Annotated in this window: 15 protein-coding genes; 2 read left to right on the top strand and 13 right to left on the bottom strand. The window is 38.1% G+C overall.

Translation table 11 applies throughout. The features are described 5' to 3' along the window. Position 1: 1 nt before the first annotated feature. The 11 genes from ACQY77_RS20845 to ACQY77_RS20795 all read right to left on the bottom strand — a co-directional run bounded on the left by ACQY77_RS20845 (position 2) and on the right by ACQY77_RS20795 (position 13,002). On the bottom strand, positions 2-1,414 hold the full coding sequence (locus tag ACQY77_RS20845) for a glycogen synthase (protein ID WP_421940389.1): 1,413 nt from the start codon (positions 1,412-1,414) through the stop codon (positions 2-4). A 363-nt stretch (positions 1,415-1,777) separates the two neighbouring features. Beyond that, positions 1,778-2,572 carry a uroporphyrinogen-III C-methyltransferase gene (gene cobA, locus ACQY77_RS20840; protein ID WP_421940390.1) on the bottom strand — a complete coding sequence of 265 codons (795 nt, stop codon included), beginning with the start codon at positions 2,570-2,572 and terminating at the stop codon, positions 1,778-1,780. 420 nt (positions 2,573-2,992) lie between these two features. After that, complete coding sequence (locus ACQY77_RS20835) at positions 2,993-3,460, bottom strand: hypothetical protein (protein ID WP_421940391.1); 468 nt, start codon at positions 3,458-3,460, stop codon at positions 2,993-2,995. A gap of 80 nt (positions 3,461-3,540) precedes the next feature. Continuing rightward, a complete protein-coding gene (locus tag ACQY77_RS20830) occupies positions 3,541-4,551 on the bottom strand; it encodes a bestrophin family protein (protein WP_421940392.1) in 1,011 nt (336 codons plus the stop codon). Positions 4,552-4,733: 182 nt separating this feature from the next. Continuing rightward, positions 4,734-5,984 carry a sulfate adenylyltransferase subunit 1 gene (locus tag ACQY77_RS20825; RefSeq protein ID WP_421940393.1) on the bottom strand — a complete coding sequence of 417 codons (1,251 nt, stop codon included), beginning with the start codon at positions 5,982-5,984 and terminating at the stop codon, positions 4,734-4,736. Positions 5,985-6,056: 72 nt separating this feature from the next. Next, positions 6,057-6,962 carry a sulfate adenylyltransferase subunit CysD gene (gene cysD / locus ACQY77_RS20820; RefSeq protein ID WP_421940394.1) on the bottom strand — a complete coding sequence of 302 codons (906 nt, stop codon included), beginning with the start codon at positions 6,960-6,962 and terminating at the stop codon, positions 6,057-6,059. 238 nt (positions 6,963-7,200) lie between these two features. Further along, a complete protein-coding gene (locus ACQY77_RS20815; protein WP_421940395.1) occupies positions 7,201-7,917 on the bottom strand; it encodes a phosphoadenylyl-sulfate reductase in 717 nt (238 codons plus the stop codon). Positions 7,918-7,920: 3 nt separating this feature from the next. Continuing rightward, entirely contained in the window at positions 7,921-9,432 is a 1,512-nt protein-coding gene (locus ACQY77_RS20810) for a TSUP family transporter (protein ID WP_421940396.1), read from the bottom strand. Next, positions 9,416-10,192, bottom strand: coding sequence for a uroporphyrinogen-III C-methyltransferase (gene cobA, locus ACQY77_RS20805; RefSeq protein WP_421940397.1), 777 nt, complete (start codon positions 10,190-10,192; stop codon positions 9,416-9,418). Before cobA (ACQY77_RS20805) ends, ACQY77_RS20810 begins: the two co-directional genes overlap by 17 nt. Before the next feature lie 2 nt (positions 10,193-10,194). Beyond that, positions 10,195-12,285: a HEPN domain-containing protein gene (locus ACQY77_RS20800; protein WP_421940398.1), complete on the bottom strand. Its 2,091-nt coding sequence runs from the start codon at positions 12,283-12,285 to the stop codon at positions 10,195-10,197. Positions 12,286-12,564: 279 nt separating this feature from the next. Beyond that, a complete protein-coding gene (locus ACQY77_RS20795) occupies positions 12,565-13,002 on the bottom strand; it encodes an RrF2 family transcriptional regulator (protein WP_090882600.1) in 438 nt (145 codons plus the stop codon). Between the two features lie 262 nt (positions 13,003-13,264). On the opposite strand from ACQY77_RS20795, the gene ACQY77_RS20790 reads away from it, so the two are divergent. After that, positions 13,265-14,503: a metallophosphoesterase gene (locus tag ACQY77_RS20790; protein ID WP_421940399.1), complete on the top strand. Its 1,239-nt coding sequence runs from the start codon at positions 13,265-13,267 to the stop codon at positions 14,501-14,503. A gap of 39 nt (positions 14,504-14,542) precedes the next feature. After that, entirely contained in the window at positions 14,543-15,169 is a 627-nt protein-coding gene (locus ACQY77_RS20785; protein WP_421940400.1) for a M23 family metallopeptidase, read from the top strand. Positions 15,170-15,773: 604 nt separating this feature from the next. On the opposite strand, the gene ACQY77_RS20780 is transcribed toward ACQY77_RS20785, so the two are convergent. Both ACQY77_RS20780 and ACQY77_RS20775 read right to left on the bottom strand, forming a co-directional pair. Next, complete coding sequence (locus ACQY77_RS20780; protein ID WP_421940401.1) at positions 15,774-17,459, bottom strand: LamG-like jellyroll fold domain-containing protein; 1,686 nt, start codon at positions 17,457-17,459, stop codon at positions 15,774-15,776. A 10-nt stretch (positions 17,460-17,469) separates the two neighbouring features. Continuing rightward, positions 17,470-19,413 (bottom strand): M60 family metallopeptidase, encoded by a 1,944-nt coding sequence (locus ACQY77_RS20775; RefSeq protein ID WP_421940402.1) that lies wholly within the window; start codon positions 19,411-19,413, stop codon positions 17,470-17,472. Positions 19,414-19,418: the final 5 nt, after the last annotated feature.

Raw genomic sequence — 19,418 nt, 5'->3', positions numbered from 1 at the left:
CTTAATTTAATTTTTGGTATAGTTCTATATAATTTAACGCTGCCCGATCCCACGAGTGGTCAATCTTCATCATTGTTTTGCGCACCGCTTTAAATTTCTTTTTATCATGATAAAATTCAATCGCTCTGTTAATGGCATGTGTAACATCCCATATACTGGTTTGGTCATGACATATTCCAAAACCATCATCGCCAATATCAATTACCGTATCTTTTAAGCCCCCAACCCTTCGAACGATTGGTATCGTGCCATAACGTAGTGCGTATAGCTGGTTTAAACCGCAAGGCTCTACCCTCGAAGGCATAAGCAGGAAATCTGCACCGGCATAAATCTCATGTGAAACCTGCTCATTGTAACCAATATAGGCATTGTACTGCTGACTAAAAATATCTTTCAGTTGGTTTAACCTGCCTTCAACCCATGGATCGCCAGAACCTAAAACCAATATATTGATTTCTTCACTATGTTGTTGTAAAGCGGTGTAAAAAATATCGGGCAAAATATCAGCACCTTTTTCATCCACCAACCTTCCAATAAAAGTGAACAGGGGTTTAGAAGCGTCCAATCCAAAAACATTACAAAGCGCGGTTTTATTTGCTGCTTTCCCCGCTTCCAGGGTTTTCAGGTTGTACTTTGTTCCCAGCATAGGATCTGTTTCCGGATTCCAAACCTCTGCGTCAATTCCATTTAAAATCCCCACACACTTTCCGCGTTCCTGTCTAAGCAAACTTTCCAAACCACGGGCATTGTGCATCATCTCTTCTAAATAACTTGGCGATACCGTAGTTACCCGCCATGCACATTTAATGGCAGAAGCCAATGGATTAATATCTTTATCCCATTCTAACAATCCAGCCTTCCATAGATCAAAAGCAGGTAGGTAATAGAGCTTATTCCAGCCAAATTGCCCCTGATATTGCGCATTATGAATGGTGAGTACCGTTGGCACGCTGCTGATCGGATGATATTTAATACAATTGCTGAGCATAAACGGAACAAGCCCAGTGTGATGATCATGACAATGAATGACATCAGGACGATGTTCCCACTGCGCAATCCAATCTAATGTAGCGATCTGAAAAGCAATAAATCTTTCGGTATCATCATGATAACCATAAACATTTGGACGATCTGTTAATCCTTGTATATGAATAACATACAAATCAAATCCTAATTTATTGGTCTTTTCTTTTAATATGCGGTATTGAAAATGATTATTGCCGTAATTTGCCCAGGCATCGTAAGTTACCTCGAATTCACTTTCGCGGACAAACTTTGTATCATAGGCTGGTACAACCACCTTTGCGATGTGGCCTAATTTATTCTGATACTTTGGTAAGGCCCCCACTACATCTGCTAAACCACCAACTTTTGCAACGGGGTAACACTCGGCACTTATATGTATTATTTCCATTGAATATTTGGTGTAGATAACCCCCTTAAGTTACTAATTGTTTTGTTCTTTGCAAATAAAGGACGATTTATTTTTATGTTGTAATTTAAGCCTATACGCCTTTCGATATCATTTATGACTAATCCTTTAATTCAATTTTGATTATCAGAAAGTTAGCGTTTTGTGCAGATAGCAGACTCAGTCCTGCTGTACACTGTAGCGCCGAAAATCCTTGCCTTGTAAGATTTTCAGATCGGCGGCTGCCGTTTCCATCAGGCTTATTATTAACGGGCAGTATGCAAAACTTATGTAATAAAAAAACCGCCTGGCTTTCACCGGCGGTTTTACAACAAAACAAATATATGATTTCAGTTACGAAATTAATTAGTACTCATTGGCGATAGTTTCATAGAAATCGCGGATGGGCTGGAATTGAGGATGTAACGAAACTACATCTCCAAAAACCAAAAGCGCAGGTGCCTGTATTTTTTTATCTTCAACAACTTCTGCAATAGTCTCTACCGTACCCACAGCAATCTTCTCGTTTGGCGAAGAGCCATTTTGAATTACTGCCACAGGAAGCAAACCTTTATTTTCTGCCTGGAAAATGGCTGCAATCTCGCGCACTTTTTCAATACCATTTAAAACAACAATAGTTGCCTTAGTTTTAGCTGCGATATAAAGATCTTCAGAAATCTCTCCTTTACTATTGGTGCCTGTAACTGCCCAGAAACTTTCGCTTAGATCTTTATAGATCATTGGGATTTTCTGTAAGCTTGGTGCACCAGTAGCACTGGAAATACCTGGAATAATTTCTGTTGGAATGCTGTAGGATTCTGCCGCATCAATTTCTTCGTAACCTTTGGCAAAAAAGAAAGGATCGCCGCTTTTTAACCTCACTACGTGACCATAGTTTAAGGCATAATCAATAATTAATTTATTAACTGCATCCTGAGAAAACGATTCATTGTCGCTGCGTTTACCCACATATACTTTTGGAATACCGTCGGGAGCATGACATAGTAAAGCCTCATTAACGTTAGCATCATACAAAACAACATCTGCTGTTTTTAATGCTTTCACCCCTTTTAAACTGAACAAATCAGGGTCACCAGGACCAGCTCCTATTAAAGTGATCTTCGGTTCAATGTTGGCTTTTTCTACTTTATTTAAAATCATAACAAAAATATATGCTCCTTTTCACATTCGTTAATAATACAAATATATAAAGTCTATAGAAATTGTAGTAATTTATTTTAAAATAATTTTATTTTATTTCAAACTATTGACAATAAGACAGTTAATCCTTAAAAAAGGGACTTTAAAGCCTAATAGGAATAGAAAATGGAGAATAGTGAATAGAAGGGTGTATACCAAAGGTGTCAAAACCGCTAAGGTGTTCCTACTATTGCGGGTGGGCAATAGGCTTGCCCGTGTTAATAGTTAAAAGAATAGAGAATGGTTGTGTGTAAACACAATTATGCGCTTAACTCAGCAGATTACTTTGTGTTGAAAGATAGAAATAAAAGACAGGCTTAGATGGTATTGAAAAAGGAGATAGACCTTCAATCTATCCCCGGAAATAAAATATATGGTACGCTACTTACAGGCAGCCTCCAGGAATATAAATTTTCCTACTTCGTAATTTATCGGTTTACCCTTAACAAAGTAAGACCTGCCTAGTGTGGTTTCAATCTGTCCAACGCCCATAATTAACTTACCATCTTTTTTTAGAAAAGCCAGTGGGTTGGTATACACCCGAACGGAATCTTTACCTGTTTTAAACTGATAATCAACCAATAAGGTATCACCACTGAATTTACCATTGATTACACCATCGTTTTTTGGCTTACTTCCATAATTAACCACTAGAGTACCCGTTACTTTTCCAGATGACAGGGTATTCACTGTTAAACTGGCACTGTCTTTTTCAAAGCCTGCCTGATAGCATGCCGTATTTAATATTGAATCTTTTTTAGCCGCAGCATCAGCTTTTTTTTCAGATTGATTACAAGCCACAGCGAATGGAAGAGATGCAATGGCTAGGTAAAGGAGATTTCTTTTCATGGTTCAATTTTTTAGGATAAATGTTTCAATATAAGATACAATAAGGATGAAAAAATATAACACTTTCCATAATATAACAATTACATCAATATACTGTTTTCAGGAGCTATTACCTGGGGTAGATTCTCCTCATCCAGCATATCTCTCATATCAATTTCGATTGTTCTGGAGATATTGGTAATGGGAACATCATTAGAACTTCCCTCGAAAGGATTAGCGGAACTCTCTCCTACCGTATCTAAGGTATCAAAAACCCAGGTAAGTAAAATTGCAAAGGGAATATTCAACCATATAGAGTATCCTTCAATTAATGTCCCATTCCCTAATTTATTAAATTCATTCAGTAATCCATAAGGTACCAGTACTACAAAAAGATTTAGCATGATCGTTGCGATAGAAGAAAAGTTTCGTGGATATGGAAAATTCTTAATCCTTTCGGCTCTGCCCTGATGATCATAAAATGCAGTAATTGCGCCTTGTAATTGCTGTAGATGCAGTTCGGATAAGGTTCCTTCAGCTACCAGTTTATTGATGTGAGCTGATTGCAGAGCCATAATCTGTGTGGCTTTGTTTTTCTTCTTCAGAATGTACAGCAATTCTTCTTCAGTTAAGTATTGGGTTAATACTTCTTCCAATTTATCTGTTCGTTCTGCGATATGATAAAGCCTGGCATATTCAACATTCGAAGCTTCAGTCATATTTTCCCAAACACGTGGCTCTCTTAATTGAAATCTCAATGCAGTAAGCCAGGCAAAGTGTCGATAGAAAATGGGGGCTATATCCTCTTTTCTATTTGTTGAAGCCAGAAAATCTCTGATCATTACTCCAAACGCGCGACTGGAATTGATTATTCCCCCGTAAATTTGTCTTGCCTCCCATAGTCGCGAATAACTTGCATTATTTTTAAAGCCAATGATAAAAGATATAGCCGTTCCCAGTAGTGCAATTGGAACCCAGGAAATGGATAGAAAGGTGAGCTTAAAATAATGGTACAGTACGGTTGGGATAATCGCCAGTATGGTTAACCGATAAATATCTCTTCTTGTCCAGCGTATAAATTCATATAGGGAATATCGTTTTCCGGCGTGCATGCTTTTGTTTTAGATTAGATATAAATGATGATAACGAAGATATAAAAAGTAGCTCAAGCCTGGAAATAATAGCTCAGAAGCTCAATAAAGAAAAAAGCAGGCATCCGTAGATATCCTGCTTTACTCATTACCCTCTATCCCTTTTGGGAGAAAAGGCTTCATTATATTTGGTTGTGGTTTACTTATTCTACTACAGCCCTGAACATAAGTGCTCCAACCGTTAGGTTTGTGCGACTATCAACCAGAATTGCAGAACCGTTGCTTCGGTTCTCATCATAAAGATCGAAAGCCAATGCATCGGCTGTTTTTAATATTACTCTGCCAATATCGTTTAATTTAAATTCATCTGCAGCATGTTTCTCTAAAGTATTTATATCTACCTTGTGAAGAATCTCACTAATTTTTGTCTTGGTGATTTTGCTATTGTGTTGGATGAGGTACATGATTGAAGTATCCAATGCACGGGTATCCATCCAGCATAAATCAGCTTCGATTAATTTAGACTCCTGAGGTAAAGCAGATGCATTAACAATGGTATCGCCACGGCTAATGTCAACATCATCCGTTAAATGAATGGTAACTGATTGGCCTGCATGAGCTTCATTTGGTGCCTGATCAAAAAACTCAATTTTCTCAATTGTGGAGCTGGCACCCGAAGGTAAAACGGTTACCTTATCGTTTACTTTGAAAGTCCCGCTCAATACCCTTCCAGCATATCCACGATAATCGTGCAACTCGTCTGTTTGCGGACGAATAACCCATTGTACAGGCATTCTGGCTTGCTGAGATTCATCCAGATGGTCGGTATCTACTTTTTCCAAAAAGTGTAACAGGCTTTCACCATCATACCAGTCCATGCGTTCTGAAGGCTGAACAATATTATCGCCTTTTAATGCACTTACCGGAATATAAGTTACATCCTGTAATTTTAGCTGTTGTGCTAAGCTCTTGTATTTTTCCTGGATGGCATTAAATACAGTTTCGCTGTAATCAACCATATCCATTTTATTTACACAAACCACAATGTGTTTAATTCCCAATAAAGAAACTAAATAGGAATGGCGAATGGTTTGTTCTACTACCCCATTTCTGGCATCGATAAGGATGATGGCCAAATTCGCAGTAGATGCGCCTGTAACCATATTTCTGGTGTATTGAATATGACCAGGGGTATCAGCGATAATAAATTTACGTTTATCTGTTTGGAAATATTTGTAAGCAACATCAATGGTAATTCCTTGTTCACGCTCCGCGCGCAAACCATCAGTTAAAATGGCCAAGTCAATTGTACCATCATCGTTTTTCCGGTTAGAACTTTGTAAAGCTTCTAACTGATCGGCTAAAATAGAATCTGTATCGTATAACAAACGGCCAATGAGTGTACTTTTACCGTCATCTACACTGCCCGCTGTGAAAAATTTTAATATGTTCATGTTTAAAAATGATTGAATGAATGAGGTTTGAATGAATGAATTGACTCAAGACTAAAGACTCCTGACTCAAGACTAAAAATATCCTCCTTTTTTCCTATCCTCCATAGCAGCTTCAGAAACTTTATCGTCCATGCGTGCGCCACGTTCTGAAATTTTAGAGGCACTGATTTCCTCAATAATATCATCAATAAGATCTGCTTCTGATTCTACTGCTGCTGTACAAGACATATCACCTACGGTTCTGAACCTTACTTTTTTGCTCAGCACAATATCTTCATCATCCATATTTAAAAACGGTGAAGCAGCCATTAACTGTCCATTTCTGGTAATACAATCACGCTGATGAGAGAAGTATATGCTTGGAAGCTCGATTTTCTCTCTCCGAATATAATTCCAAACATCTAATTCTGTCCAGTTACTGATTGGGAAAACCCGAACATTCTCACCTTTATGGATTTTACCGTTATAGATGTTCCATAATTCCGGGCGCTGACGTTTAGGATCCCACTGGCCAAATTCATCACGAACAGAAAAAATACGTTCTTTTGCTCTGGCTTTTTCTTCATCTCTACGTGCTCCACCTATGCAGGCATCGAATTGATACTGGGCAATGGTATCTAATAAAGTAACCGTTTGTAAAGCATTTCTACTTGCGTTTTTACCTTTTTGTTCAACCACCTTACCCTGGTCTATTGATTCCTGAACAGAGCCAATGATCAATCTTTCACCAATTCGTTCTACCATTCTATCTCTATAGTCGATGGTTTCTTCAAAATTATGACCCGTATCAATGTGAACTAAAGGGAAAGGAAATTTACCGGGACGGAAGGCCTTTTCTGCCAAACGCACTAAGGTAATAGAATCTTTACCGCCAGAAAATAGCAAAGCCGGCTTTTCAAACTGCCCCGCCACTTCACGTAAAATGTGAATCGCTTCAGCTTCCAGCTCGTCTAAGTAATCAAAATTATATGTACTCATTTCGTAATGTTGCAATTTAATGCCAAAGTGTTGAATGATTGAATGTGAATTACATTCCCTATCCAATCTTCTGATTTAGCATGTTATATTTATTTGTTGTGTTAATGTTTATTAGTGCTTAATTGTTAAACTGTTTAATTGCTTAACTGTCTAAAACCGATTAAGTGTTGATTGTTGAACTGACCAATTGTCTAATTGCTCAATGCTTTTATTGAAGACAACCTTCAGCTTAAGTCTTTCAGCCTTCTGCTTTAGCTTCAGTAGCATGCAAACCGCATTCCTTTTTACTCTGGTCTTCCCACCACCATCTTCCGGCTCTGAAATCTTCTCCTGGCCTCACTGCACGGGTACAAGGAGCACATCCAATACTGGGGAAACCCTTATCGTGTAAAGTGTTATAAACGATATTATTTTCTTTAATATAATTTTTAACGTCATCCAGTGTCCAATCAAAAATTGGATGGAATTTAACCAGTTGGTTTCCTTCATCCCATTCTAAATCACGCATATCTTCACGGTTCGGGCTTTGTTCTGCTCTAATGCCGGTAATCCAGATTTTATTACCATTTAAAGCTCTTTTTAAAGGCTCAATCTTGCGAATGTAACAACATTCTTTTCTGTTTTCTACCGACTCATAGAAGCTATTCGGCCCCTTAGCATTTACCATATCCTGTAATAGCTCATTGTTAGGATAGTAGGCATGAATGGGTTTATTATAAATTTCTAAAGTTCTGTTCCACACATAATAGGTTTCGGGAAACAGCCTTCCGGTTTCCAATGTAAACACCTTTATCGGAATATTATTGGCAAAGATTAAATGTGTAATGGCCTGATCTTCCCATCCAAAACTGGTTGAAAAGATAATGCTATCGGCATATTTCTCTGCCAGTAGCTTCAATTTCCCTACTACATCTAAACCTTTAAGTTCGTTTTTTATCTCTTCTAAATTCGCCATCACTTAAAATAATTTCAATATAAACAGAATCACACTTCTCAAACTCACCGCCATTACAATTACCCCTACAGCTACCATAATGGTTTTTGCAGAAATTTTGTTAGATACTTTTGCTGCAATAGGAGAAGCCAGTGCACTACCAATAATTAAACCAATAACGGCCTCCCAGTATTTTCCACCCAACATGGTAAAAAAAGTAAGTGAACTTAATGTTGCGATAAAGAACCGGCTAATTTTCACTGTGCCTAAGGAGAAAAGTGGATGTCTGCCTCCAGCAATTAAACTTGACAATACGATTGATCCCCATCCTCCTCCAAAAGCGGCATCAATAAACCCGCCAACGAAACCGAGAAAACCTATTTTTTTAATTTTATGTTCAGCTTTCTTTCTTTTGATATTAAAGGCCTTCATTAAGATAATCCCGCCTAAAAACAAAGTATAAACGGCTACAACAGGTTTCACATAAGCGCTATAATGTTCTAAAGAGGATAAAATATATGCGCCAAGAACAGCGCCAATTATGGCAGGAATTATCAAAATCTTAAAAAGCTTCCAGTTTACATTTCCCATACGGTAGTGCATCCATCCTGCAATACCATTGCTCATTACTTCTGAAATGTGGATCGCCATACTGGCTGATGCAGGTGGTAATCCCATAGCCAAAGAAAAAGAGGCAGAGGTTACACCATATGACATGCCAATGGCTCCGTCTACCATGGCAAATACAAATCCAGCCCCTAAGAACCAATAAAATAATGGGTCTATATTAATGAAGAATGTTTGAAACTCCGGTTCTGTATTCCACAGTGTAATGCCTACAGTTGCAATAAATAATACTGCAACTAACCAGATCAGCCATTTAATATTAGCCTCAACAAAGCTTTTTTTAGGGTTAACGAGACTTTCGGTTACTTTGTTGAGTTTTTTTACTTTCGCAGAAAAATCGCCATTTAAAGTTTGGCGAAGGGCGCTCATATTTTGAAGGGTTGCATCCAGCTCTGCCGGTAATCCTTCATTTAAAATTTGTTTTAATCGTTTGGCGATGGTTGGCGATTTACCGTTTGTAGAGATTGCAATTTTAAGGTCTCCTTTCTGAACGATAGAGCCTAAATAAAAATCACAAAGATCAGGTTTATCTGCAACGTTTATTAACAAGCCTTTTTCGTGGGTTACAGCTCTTATTTCTTCATTTAAAATATTATTGTTAGTGGCAGCAAAAACGATATCGATATCCTGAAGATCAGTAACATCAAAGCTTTTCTGTTTCACTTTTATGCGAGGATAATCGGCGATAAGCCTGTAAACCTCCGGAGAAATAATTTCGGCAACAATGGTAATTTGTGCCTGGTGACTATTGGAAATAATAGCCGTTAACTTCTCTAAACCAATATTTCCTGCTCCAATTAACAACGTACGTAGCTTATTCAGTTTTACAAAAACCGGAAATAGCTGATTACCTTTTTCTTCTTCTGAGAAAACGATTGCGTTGTTATCTGGATTAGGCGATTGTTGCATATTGTTTAACGATGTTCTTAAATGATGGATGTAAAGAAACTACTTCTCCGAAAATTAACAAAGCTGGTGCTTTAATATTTTCCTGAATCACTTCTTTCCGGATATTTTCTACAGTAGATATGATTAATTTTTCTTCTTCTGAAGAACCATTTTGTATTACAGCTGCCGGTAAATTTCTTTTCCCTGCAGTTTTAAAAATTTCTACAATACGATCTAGCTTTTTCAATCCCATTAGCACTACAACTGTAGCATTGGAATGTGCTGCCTGATAGATATCATTTGATACTTCTCCGGAGGTTGTTGTACCGGTAATTACCCAGAAACTTTCGCTTAAACCACGGTGTGTTACCGGAATCTGTTGTAAGCCCGGCACACCAATAGAGCTGGAGATACCTGGAATAACACTTACCGGAATGCTGTAAGAGGCTGCGTAATCTAATTCTTCATAGCCCCTGCCAAACACAAACGGATCACCTCCTTTTAAACGGACTACATGTCCGTAGTTTAAGGCATAGTCGATCATTAATTTGTTAATGGTATCCTGTGGATACGAATGTTCTCCGGAACGTTTACCTACATAAACCTTAATGGCTGATTGCGGTGCATGTTCTAGTAATGCTTCATTGGTTAAGGCATCGTAAAGCACAACATCTGCAGCTTGCAAAGCCTTTACTCCCTTTAAGGTTAACAAGTCCGGATCTCCAGGACCGGCGCCTAAAAGTGTAATTTTGGGTTCTTTATTTATATTCTGCTCAGTCATAATTATACGGTTGCTAAACTTCTTTTAGCTTTAATCTGGTTTAAAAATTCACCTGCTTCTGCATAGTATTGCTGTGCAAATGCTGCTGTTGGTTCGTTTTTATTAATCTGTAAAACAAAATCAGAGAAACTTGTTGCGAGATTAAATTCGCCTGTTTGTATGTAATGGTTATCAAACTCTCTGATTACACCCACCTGGGTACTGCTATTTACACCTTTATCAAGCAGCAAAGATTTTGCAGCACTCACTAAAGTACTGTAAGTATGGTAAATGGCATCGGCATAAGCTTGTTTATCTAAATTCTGTTTAGCCCAGTCGAACTTCTCATCAGCCTCTAATAAAAGTGTGGCTACCAAATCGATAACGACGCCAGCACATTCTCCTACACCAATGGCAGTTGCAAATTGCTCTACATGCCCCCAGTCTACAAACTCTTCATCTTTTAAGTCAGTAAGATCTGCCAGCGGTTTTAACAGCTGATAAAAATAATCTTTTCCTTGTCTATCGTAATATTGATGAAAATTCTCTTCTGTTAAACTGTTCTCTTTAAAATCATTCAATAAATAGTGAAGTACGCTTGTAGCTCTTTTTGAAGGCACTTTAATTACACGTTCTGCTACTCTTCCAACGCCATCTCCTACTGTTCCGCCACCAAGCATAACCTGTACTGCCGGAACGACTTTGCCAGCTGCCTTTAACGAGCTGCCATGGAAACCAATTTCTGCCAGACCATGCTGCCCGCAGGAATTCATACAGCCACTGATTTTGATATTAAGGTTCTTTTCGTATATAAATTCTGGAAAATCGTTATAAATCACATCTTCTAATACCTCGGCTAAAGTCATCGAGTTAGAGATACCTAAATTACAAGTATCTGTACCAGGGCAGGTGGTAATATCTGCCAGGCTATCAAAACCTGCGGTAGTAAAACCTATTTTATTTAGGGCAACATATAAAGAAGGAATAGCCTCTTCTCTAACATATTTCAATAACAAGCCCTGATTTTGTGTAATTCTAATTTCATCGGCCACATAAGGCTTAATGGCTTCTACAAAAGCGCGCGCCCTATCGGTTTTGATATCGCCTACTTTTACTTTTACATATACCCCATAAAATCCACTCTGTTTCTGTTCGATAACATTTGTAGCGAACCAGTGTTTATAATGTTGTTCATCTTCAATTTTTACCTCTGCATAGTTTAACGCCTGGGGCAAAGCGGGTTCAACAACTGTATTGCGGTCAATTTCGAAAGTCTTAACCTTATTGGCAATACGTTCTTCGGCAACTAAACGGAGTACTTCTTCCAACCCCAGTTTCTGAACCAGGTATTTCATTCTGGCTTTATTTCGGTTACTTCTTTCTCCGTAGCGATCAAAAACCCGTAAAACTGATTCTGTAAAAGGAATTAATTGATCTTCGGGTAAAAAGTCGTGAACGGCGTTGGCTAAGAAAGGCTGCGCGCCTAAGCCACCTGCGAATAAAACCTTAAATCCTCGTTCTCCTTTATCGTTAATTTTAGGGATAAAACCCAAATCGTGAATGTAGCTGAAAGCTGTATCGCGATCACTGGATGAAAATGAGATTTTAATCTTTCTGCCCATTTCCTGACAAATCGGGTTGCGCAGAAAGTAAGCAAATACAGCCTGTGCATACGGAGAAACATCAAAAGGTTCCTCGGCATCAATCCCAGCGTTCGGCGATGCTGTTACATTACGAACGGTATTTCCGCAAGCCTCTCTCAACGTAATATCATCCTGCTCTAGCTTTGCCCAAAGTTCTGGAGTTCTGTCTAAGCTTACATAGTGAATTTGTATATCCTGGCGTGTTGTTAAGTGTAAATTACCACTTCCATACTCATCTGCTATATCTGCAATGCGCAATAATTGCCTGAAGGTTACTTTACCAAATGGCAATTTAATTCTCACCATTTGTACACCAGGCTGTCTTTGTCCGTAAACACCTCTGGCTAAGCGTAAACTTCTAAATTTCTCCTCATGAATGGTTCCATCCCGAAAAGCCCTAATTTTCTTTTCTAGATCAATGATATCCTGTTCAACTATCGGATTTTCGAGTTCTGTTCTGAAACTTTGCATGTTTTGTTGTTGTTGTTTTATTCTAAAAATGCCTCTCGTTTAGGAGAAGCATTTCCATTTCATATCTAAAAAAATGTTTATACGCCCTCTTCTACCTTGTTTGATAACAACAACGCATCAGGTTATACAGCTGATAATTAGATATAAAATTTAAATTCATCCCTCAAATATATAAAGTATATAGGAATAGTCGTAATTTATTTTAAAAAATTTTATTTGTCCAGGTTGCTTATGACCCTAGCCATACAAAATTTAATTAGGCGAAAGGATTAGGAATGCCTACAGGATGATTTTTAAGCCGTCTTCTCTTGCAATGATGTCAGCAATACTGGTTTCTGTTAAAATCTTGAGGGTAGCATCTCTCACATCAATAAAAGCGCTTCTGATACCGCAGGTTTTTTCATCAACACATTCATCACACTTGTGATAAAAGTTCAGACTTGCACAGGGCACCATGGCGATTGGACCATCTGTGATACGCATCACATGAACCAACAAAATCTCTTCAGGCTTTTTGTTTAAACTGTAACCGCCCCCGGCGCCTTTTTTACTGTATAAAAAGCCGGCATTTCTCAAATCCAGCAGAATCTGCTCCAGGAATTTTTTGGGGATATGCTCTTCCTCTGCAATTTTCGAAATCTGCATGGGTGGTTTTTCAACATTCTTACCAAGAGCAACAAGAGCTTTAATGGCGTATTTAGTCTTTTTTGATAGCATATATCTTACAAAGCTACTAAAAGTTAATATAATTTAAAATATGGTAGCTTTACTCCTACCTCATTATCCTATAATCGTTACCCTAAAATAAGAGAATATTTCAGCAATTTGTTTTTTTATCCTATTTATCAAACCTTTCCTATCTATTTTATAGCATTAAGGTTCTATCAAGCCATCGTCATAATACATATTGAAGTGTAACAATGTCCTGATATCAGGGTTTAAACGCTATGTTTACTTTAAATCATTATCGAAGATTAATATGAAAAGGAGATTTTCCCTTGTCCCATTAGTTGTTATTGCAATTGTTTTCTATATCATAAACGTTTATGTTCTGAGCGGGCTGCAGTTTTTAATACACTCCAAATTACTGGTTCCAGGCTTTTGGATTTTTATTTTAACGCTAACTGTTGCCTTATTCATCGCGATCAGGAGATTTCAAAAGCTGGGCATGCATACTTTCTTCCAATGGGTAAGTCATATTTTCTTAGGCCTAGTGATCGTAGAAATTATCTTTGCTGCTTTTTTGTTGCTTGGCGATATCTACCGCTTAGGCGTTAGTTTATTTACTTACTTCCAACCCAATGGTTTTCATTGGGTACCCCGAAGTGCATATTGGATTGATTTCTCCTTCCTCATCTTAATTGCAGCTGTACTGCTGTTCTTTTATGGCATTACTAAAGGAAAATATGCCTATCGTGTAATAAAACACACCCTATATTTTGACGATTTGCCGGCAAGCTTCGATGGATTTACCTTAACACAAATTTCTGATGTACACGCCGGGAGTTTCACCAATCCGAAGGAAGTTCAAAAAGGTATTGACCTGATTAATGCACAAAAAAGTGATTTATTTGTTTTTACAGGCGATCTGGTAAATAATGCCGCGACGGAGATACAACCTTATTTAGGGCATTTTGCCCAGATTAAAGCACCATTTGGGCAATTTTCGGTATTGGGCAATCATGATTATGGTGACTATATTAAATGGCCAAACGAAGAAGCTAAAATCAAAAACCTGGAACAATTGAAACAGTACCATGCGGCAATTGGCTTCAAGTTATTATTGGATGAGCATGTTGAACTCCGCAAAGGTGATGATAAAATTATCTTAGCCGGTATAGAAAACTGGGGAATCGGTTTTGGCGAACGTGGTGATCTGGAGCAGGCCCTGGCAAATACCCAAAGAAATGATTTTAAAATATTGCTTTCCCACGATCCTTCCCACTGGGATGCACAAGTAAAAAATCATCCTTCAAAAATTCAGCTAGCTCTTGCAGGCCATACCCATGGAATGCAATTCGGCATTGAGGCTTTTGGTATTAAATGGAGCCCGGTGAAATATCGCTATAACCATTGGGCAGGGATAAAAGAGGAAAATGGCAGGTATTTAAATGTGAACAGAGGATTCGGATTTTTAGGCTTTTCGGGAAGAATCGGGATATGGCCGGAGATTACCGTAATTGAATTGAGAAGAAAGCTACAAAATTCAACTAATTAAATAGTTATTTTTGTAACTTGTTCTTTATTTGATCCTGTTATGAAAATTATATTGTTATTGATATGTGGGTTATTTGGCTTAGTTACACCAACCATAGAGAACGACCGCGATCGCTGGAAACCTTATTATCTGGATGTTGTGCCCAATAAAGTAGCAGATAACTGGTTTCTGCCTTTTGAAGCCAATAACCGCAAAAGTATAAAAAGCATTAAAATCATTAGCATTTTCGGCGATCACCGGGATAGTTATTACAAGGGCCATATCCATACCGCGATCGACATTAATCCCAGTCAGCCTAAATCTAAACTCATTCCGGTCTATGCCATGGCAGCCGGTGTAGTGTGTTCTATCCATTTGGGAGAAAACCAGAAAACAGTTGTAGTTAAACATAAAATGAAAACTGGTATAACGATGTTTACCAGTTACAAGCACCTCAAAGAAGTTTATGTGCGCAATGGGCAGCAGGTAGATGAAAAAACAAAACTCGCCAGATTGTTTACCCCTTTAGAAAGTAAGAAATATGGGGGTGACTACCATCACCTCCACTTAGAAATCAGGAAAAAATTTGATGATTACGGTTGTGGCAGCTGGTTGACCATGAATAATGCTCAGCTTAATGAAAGATTTTTTAACCCGCAGCTTTTTATAAAAGAATATATTAAATAGCCCAGTCAAGTAAAAGCCCTTTACACATCCATGAAAAGGGCTTTTTAATTACAAAACTAACTAACTATTTATTTTAAAAACTCAATTTCAAAGTTCTTGAGGTTCGGTTCATCGTCAAACCAGACTTAAAAGGATCAATTAATGCTTGTTGATCTGGCTTGATTGGTCATCTATATACCATTATAGATTGTGGATCCAAATTAGTGATGATTAGTGGATGTTTTTTAAACTGTTTTAGCGCAAACGTTTGAGTTTTAAAGATGTTACTTAGCTGCCTGCTATTGAGATAAACAACTGTTTTTCAATCACTCAGCTTTTCAATCCACCTAAAATGGCAAAAACACCAGCCATCAAAAGGATTTTGCCAAAAACAGATCTCAGTTGAAAAATTCATTCCCTTCAATTTTGAATCATCAAGCCTGCGGAATTGCCTTACGAAAGCCAAATCCAGATAAAAAATGGAATTTTAAAGTCAATCTTGCTTTAAAAGACAGAAAAAATCAAACGTTTGCGCTGAGTTAGTTGGTTTTAATGCGTTAAACGAAAAAACGCCCTTTCCAAATCCATGGAGAGGGCGTTTCCAATTACAAAACTAACTAACTATTTATTTTAAAAACTCAATTTCAAATTCTTTTAAAAATGGATTTCCATCGATTCCGAATTCTGGAAGGATGTTGACGTTTAACCAATATAACATGGTTGCTGAAACCGCACCTGAGGTTAATAAAATTGATTTTCCTTTTGCATTAGGATCAGGTGTAACGGAAGCTGGAACATCAGTTCCCATAGAAACCCATGTAAAAGGACCACTCAACTCCATATTGTAACCCCCAGGAGCCTTGTTGCTCAAAATACCCTCAGCTCCCTCATCAATAGGCCAATACCCAATTAAATTATTGTATTTAGGATGCTTCGTGATATCCTTTAGTCCTTTATTAGCCGAAATCGTTGCGGCATCTAAAGCGGTATTGAAATAGCATAAATCTGCGGCCTGAAAAGATAGTGCAGTACCGCCATTATCTACATTTTTATAACCAATGGTTAACTTTTCATTTGTACTTAAACTTTTTCTTGAAAGGATATTGGCAGTGGTTACCTGTACGCCATCCAGATAAGTTGTTAAAGTTCTTGTGGTTGCGTTATCTGTTTTAACAGTCAATGTGATGGTATGCCAGGCTAAATCAGCAGCTGTACCAGTAGAATATTCCACTTTGCCTGAACCACCGTTTAGCGTACCGCCTATAGCAGCTGATACACCAGACCCACCCTGTCTAAACATCCAGCCGGTTATAGCAGAACCTATCATCGATGTACCTTTTGAAAGAAAACCAGGATAAGAAGTTTGTACATTGAATTTCACTTGCATTTGAACAGTAAAATCTTTGGTTTCTCCTGGATCATATAAGCCATTGTCGTTTGGAACCTGGGCTAAAATATTGCCACCTTTAAATAAAACTGTATTGAATCCACTCTTCTTAACCTCCTCTTCTTTTAAATTTTTATTCGAGGCGATCAAAAAACCTGGCTTAGGATCCTCGCTACTTCCTCCATGGTTACTGGTAACCATGATAAGCCAATCTTCTTTTGCATAAGTTTTACGTGCTTTTACTGCTGCGATAAGATTTCCAATATACTCGTCTGCTTTCAAAACAGCATTTTTATAATTGGCATTGGAAGCTAAATAACCTCCATTGGCCCCAGCAGAAAGGACATCTCTAAAATTTACAATCAGACTTCCTATTGCAGAACTTGTATTGATGATGTTGATTGTTGAATCTTTTACCGCCAAATCAGTACTCACTACTGGCGCATGGTCAGCAATTTTTAAGTAATTTCTTAATGGCTGCCAAGGTGTAACAATAGCCGTCCTTACGGATTTATACTGTAAGATATAATCTAACACATTCCTGAAAACTGCAGGCGATTCATGGCTATTGTCTTTTGGGGTTGGCTGAAAGGTTGTTTCCTTTATTAAGTGTCTTCCATATCCCACTCCTGTAACCATAGATGCCCATGAAGCTGCATCATTTGCTACCTGGCCACGAAGCACGTCATAGCTGTATTTAGATGTTTTTCTTAACTCTTCTATAACTGGTGGGGCAATTGTTTTTAGCTCAGTTCCTGTTAAACCATCTATACTAATTACCAAAACTTTACGCTGTACGCTACTTATAGTTTCAAGCTCCTCAAATGTTGGTGGTGGATTATCATATTTTTTACAGCCGGTGTACGCTATGGCAAGAATTACCATTAGCGACAGGGCTGATTTTATTTTTAGATTTAATTTCATATTCTTTTAATTAAGGCTTAATTAAATTCATTTCGCCAAATACAACATAAGGGTTTGAACTGTAGCCATTCTTTACGATAACTTTAAAATATTTGGCATTGATGCTACCATTCGGGAATAAATACTCAAACCTATTGGCTGTATTTGGAAGGGTGGCTGTGCCGATGAGCGTATAGGTTATATTATCTCTACTGCTGTAGACTTCAATATCCTTTCCATCTCCGGCTCTGTTTGTACCCGATCTTCCATTAAAATACATTCCCTTGATCGGCATATTAGCCCCTGGACTTAGGATAAAGGTAAATGGAAAACTCTGTGCTGGTGTAGGGCTGGAATATTGAGAATGGTAGTAGGTAGTTACATTATTATCGACCAGATTTGCCGTTGAACCTTCCTGGGCTGGAGAACTTGCCGAAATTACTGTTGTTGTATAAACAATATTAGCTGTTCCGCCGGTTTTAGTTAACGGATTATAAGTCCAGATTTGTTTAGTTAAAAGAGGATACTTTGCTCCTATTTTAGCCTGAGATAACGGGCTTACTAAAATCCCCCATGCTTCGAAAAAAGGGATTAAATCTACATTGCAGTATTCCGAAAGTTTTTCGTAGGTAAAATCATGTTTATCGATATCATTGATTGATAAACGTTGCGCATGGCGTGCTTCTGTATACAGTTTAGTCATGGCACCGTAACCATACAATTCAAAAATCTGCACAAAAGGAGTCATTCGCATAAACGGATCATTTGCCATAACTGCATCTGATGTATTATCAAAATTTCTGGTACCAATGGCAGACGAGGCCCAGGCTACTGCTTTAGGAAATCCACTGGTAACCGCAGGATGCAGGTTTGAATAATTTGCATTCATACGGTTAGCAGCTTTGAAATTGAAGAGATTGTTAGTCGTTTCACCTAGTGTACTCCAGCTCCAAACATTAGCTTGCTGGCAATTATGACCAAATTCGTGGTAAGTACCCCACATGCCTTCGCTTGAAAGTAAATCTGGTAAGCTAGTAAAACTGTTAAACCAATAAGGATCGTTTTGCCCCACAAAAGGAATACCTGAATGGCCATACCCGAGTGTTAACTGAATATCCAGCACACCTCTCCAAGGCCCTTGTGGACTTAAATCTCTTGGATCAGTTGCATTATCAGATAGCCCCATCCAGGCGTTATAATCTAATTCGAATTTATTGTTCCATTCTGTCATTAACGCAGTTGCATTATTTAACTGTCCGGCATTAATTTTGGCCAAAACTTTCTCTGTTGGCACTAAAAAGGCCACACGCCTGCTTCTCAGTTCTAACCAAGGGGTTTTAGAAGCTTTAACTTTTGCAATCCAGCCCTGATCGGTATCTACACCTAAAACAAAATCGGGAGAGACTACTGCACCTGAAATGGTAAATTTTACGGGTTGTGGAATAGCAAAACTCGCGTGAATATAAATTGTTCCACCGTAAATATTGCGCATGTAATTTACCCCTGGATATAAGGGTTGGAGATTATAAATAATAGGATCTCTTAATAATGGTACTTTACCTGATAAATTATCGGTATGACCACCGATCTGCATGCTTAAGCCATTTACTCCGGCAGGAACAATAATTTTGATCAATTCTCCAGGAGCTGCATAAAATCCAGTACTGAACTGAGGTTCTGGAGCTGCTGCAATACGTAAATTATTTGCCGTTTGATTGGCAAAATTAAAATCCATGGTGAATGATACATTTTGTACCCTTGGCTCTGATTGATCTACCAAACCTGGAAAAAGGCGTGCCTTGGCATAGCCTGTACGATCGATATTTTTCATATTGGTATCAACCGTTACATTGGCCTGGTTACCAGATGCATCATCATAACCATCTGGTGCCTCAATGCCGTATTTTTTACAGGCATTTAAGCTAAATACAATTGCTACAATTGCAGTTAAATTGAAAAATCTAGTTGATTTCATGGCTT

It is taken from the genome of Pedobacter sp. (assembly GCF_965279535.1).
Lineage (GTDB): Bacteria > Bacteroidota > Bacteroidia > Sphingobacteriales > Sphingobacteriaceae > Pedobacter.
This window is presented reverse-complemented; position numbering and strand designations above follow the sequence as displayed.

Bases quoted from the DNA above. Each gene is read 5' to 3' on its own strand.
- ACQY77_RS20845 (WP_421940389.1), bottom strand. From the start codon at position 1,414: ATGGAAATAATACATATAAGTGCCGAGTGTTACCCCGTTGCAAAAGTT.
- cobA (WP_421940390.1), bottom strand. From the start codon at position 2,572: ATGATTTTAAATAAAGTAGAAAAAGCCAACATTGAACCGAAGATCACT.
- ACQY77_RS20835 (WP_421940391.1), bottom strand. From the start codon at position 3,460: ATGAAAAGAAATCTCCTTTACCTAGCCATTGCATCTCTTCCATTCGCT.
- ACQY77_RS20830 (WP_421940392.1), bottom strand. From the start codon at position 4,551: ATGCACGCCGGAAAACGATATTCCCTATATGAATTTATACGCTGGACA.
- ACQY77_RS20825 (WP_421940393.1), bottom strand. From the start codon at position 5,984: ATGAACATATTAAAATTTTTCACAGCGGGCAGTGTAGATGACGGTAAA.
- cysD (WP_421940394.1), bottom strand. From the start codon at position 6,962: ATGAGTACATATAATTTTGATTACTTAGACGAGCTGGAAGCTGAAGCG.
- ACQY77_RS20815 (WP_421940395.1), bottom strand. From the start codon at position 7,917: ATGGCGAATTTAGAAGAGATAAAAAACGAACTTAAAGGTTTAGATGTA.
- ACQY77_RS20810 (WP_421940396.1), bottom strand. From the start codon at position 9,432: ATGCAACAATCGCCTAATCCAGATAACAACGCAATCGTTTTCTCAGAA.
- cobA (WP_421940397.1), bottom strand. From the start codon at position 10,192: ATGACTGAGCAGAATATAAATAAAGAACCCAAAATTACACTTTTAGGC.
- ACQY77_RS20800 (WP_421940398.1), bottom strand. From the start codon at position 12,285: ATGCAAAGTTTCAGAACAGAACTCGAAAATCCGATAGTTGAACAGGAT.
- ACQY77_RS20795 (WP_090882600.1), bottom strand. From the start codon at position 13,002: ATGCTATCAAAAAAGACTAAATACGCCATTAAAGCTCTTGTTGCTCTT.
- ACQY77_RS20790 (WP_421940399.1), top strand. From the start codon at position 13,265: ATGAAAAGGAGATTTTCCCTTGTCCCATTAGTTGTTATTGCAATTGTT.
- ACQY77_RS20785 (WP_421940400.1), top strand. From the start codon at position 14,543: ATGAAAATTATATTGTTATTGATATGTGGGTTATTTGGCTTAGTTACA.
- ACQY77_RS20780 (WP_421940401.1), bottom strand. From the start codon at position 17,459: ATGAAATTAAATCTAAAAATAAAATCAGCCCTGTCGCTAATGGTAATT.
- ACQY77_RS20775 (WP_421940402.1), bottom strand. From the start codon at position 19,413: ATGAAATCAACTAGATTTTTCAATTTAACTGCAATTGTAGCAATTGTA.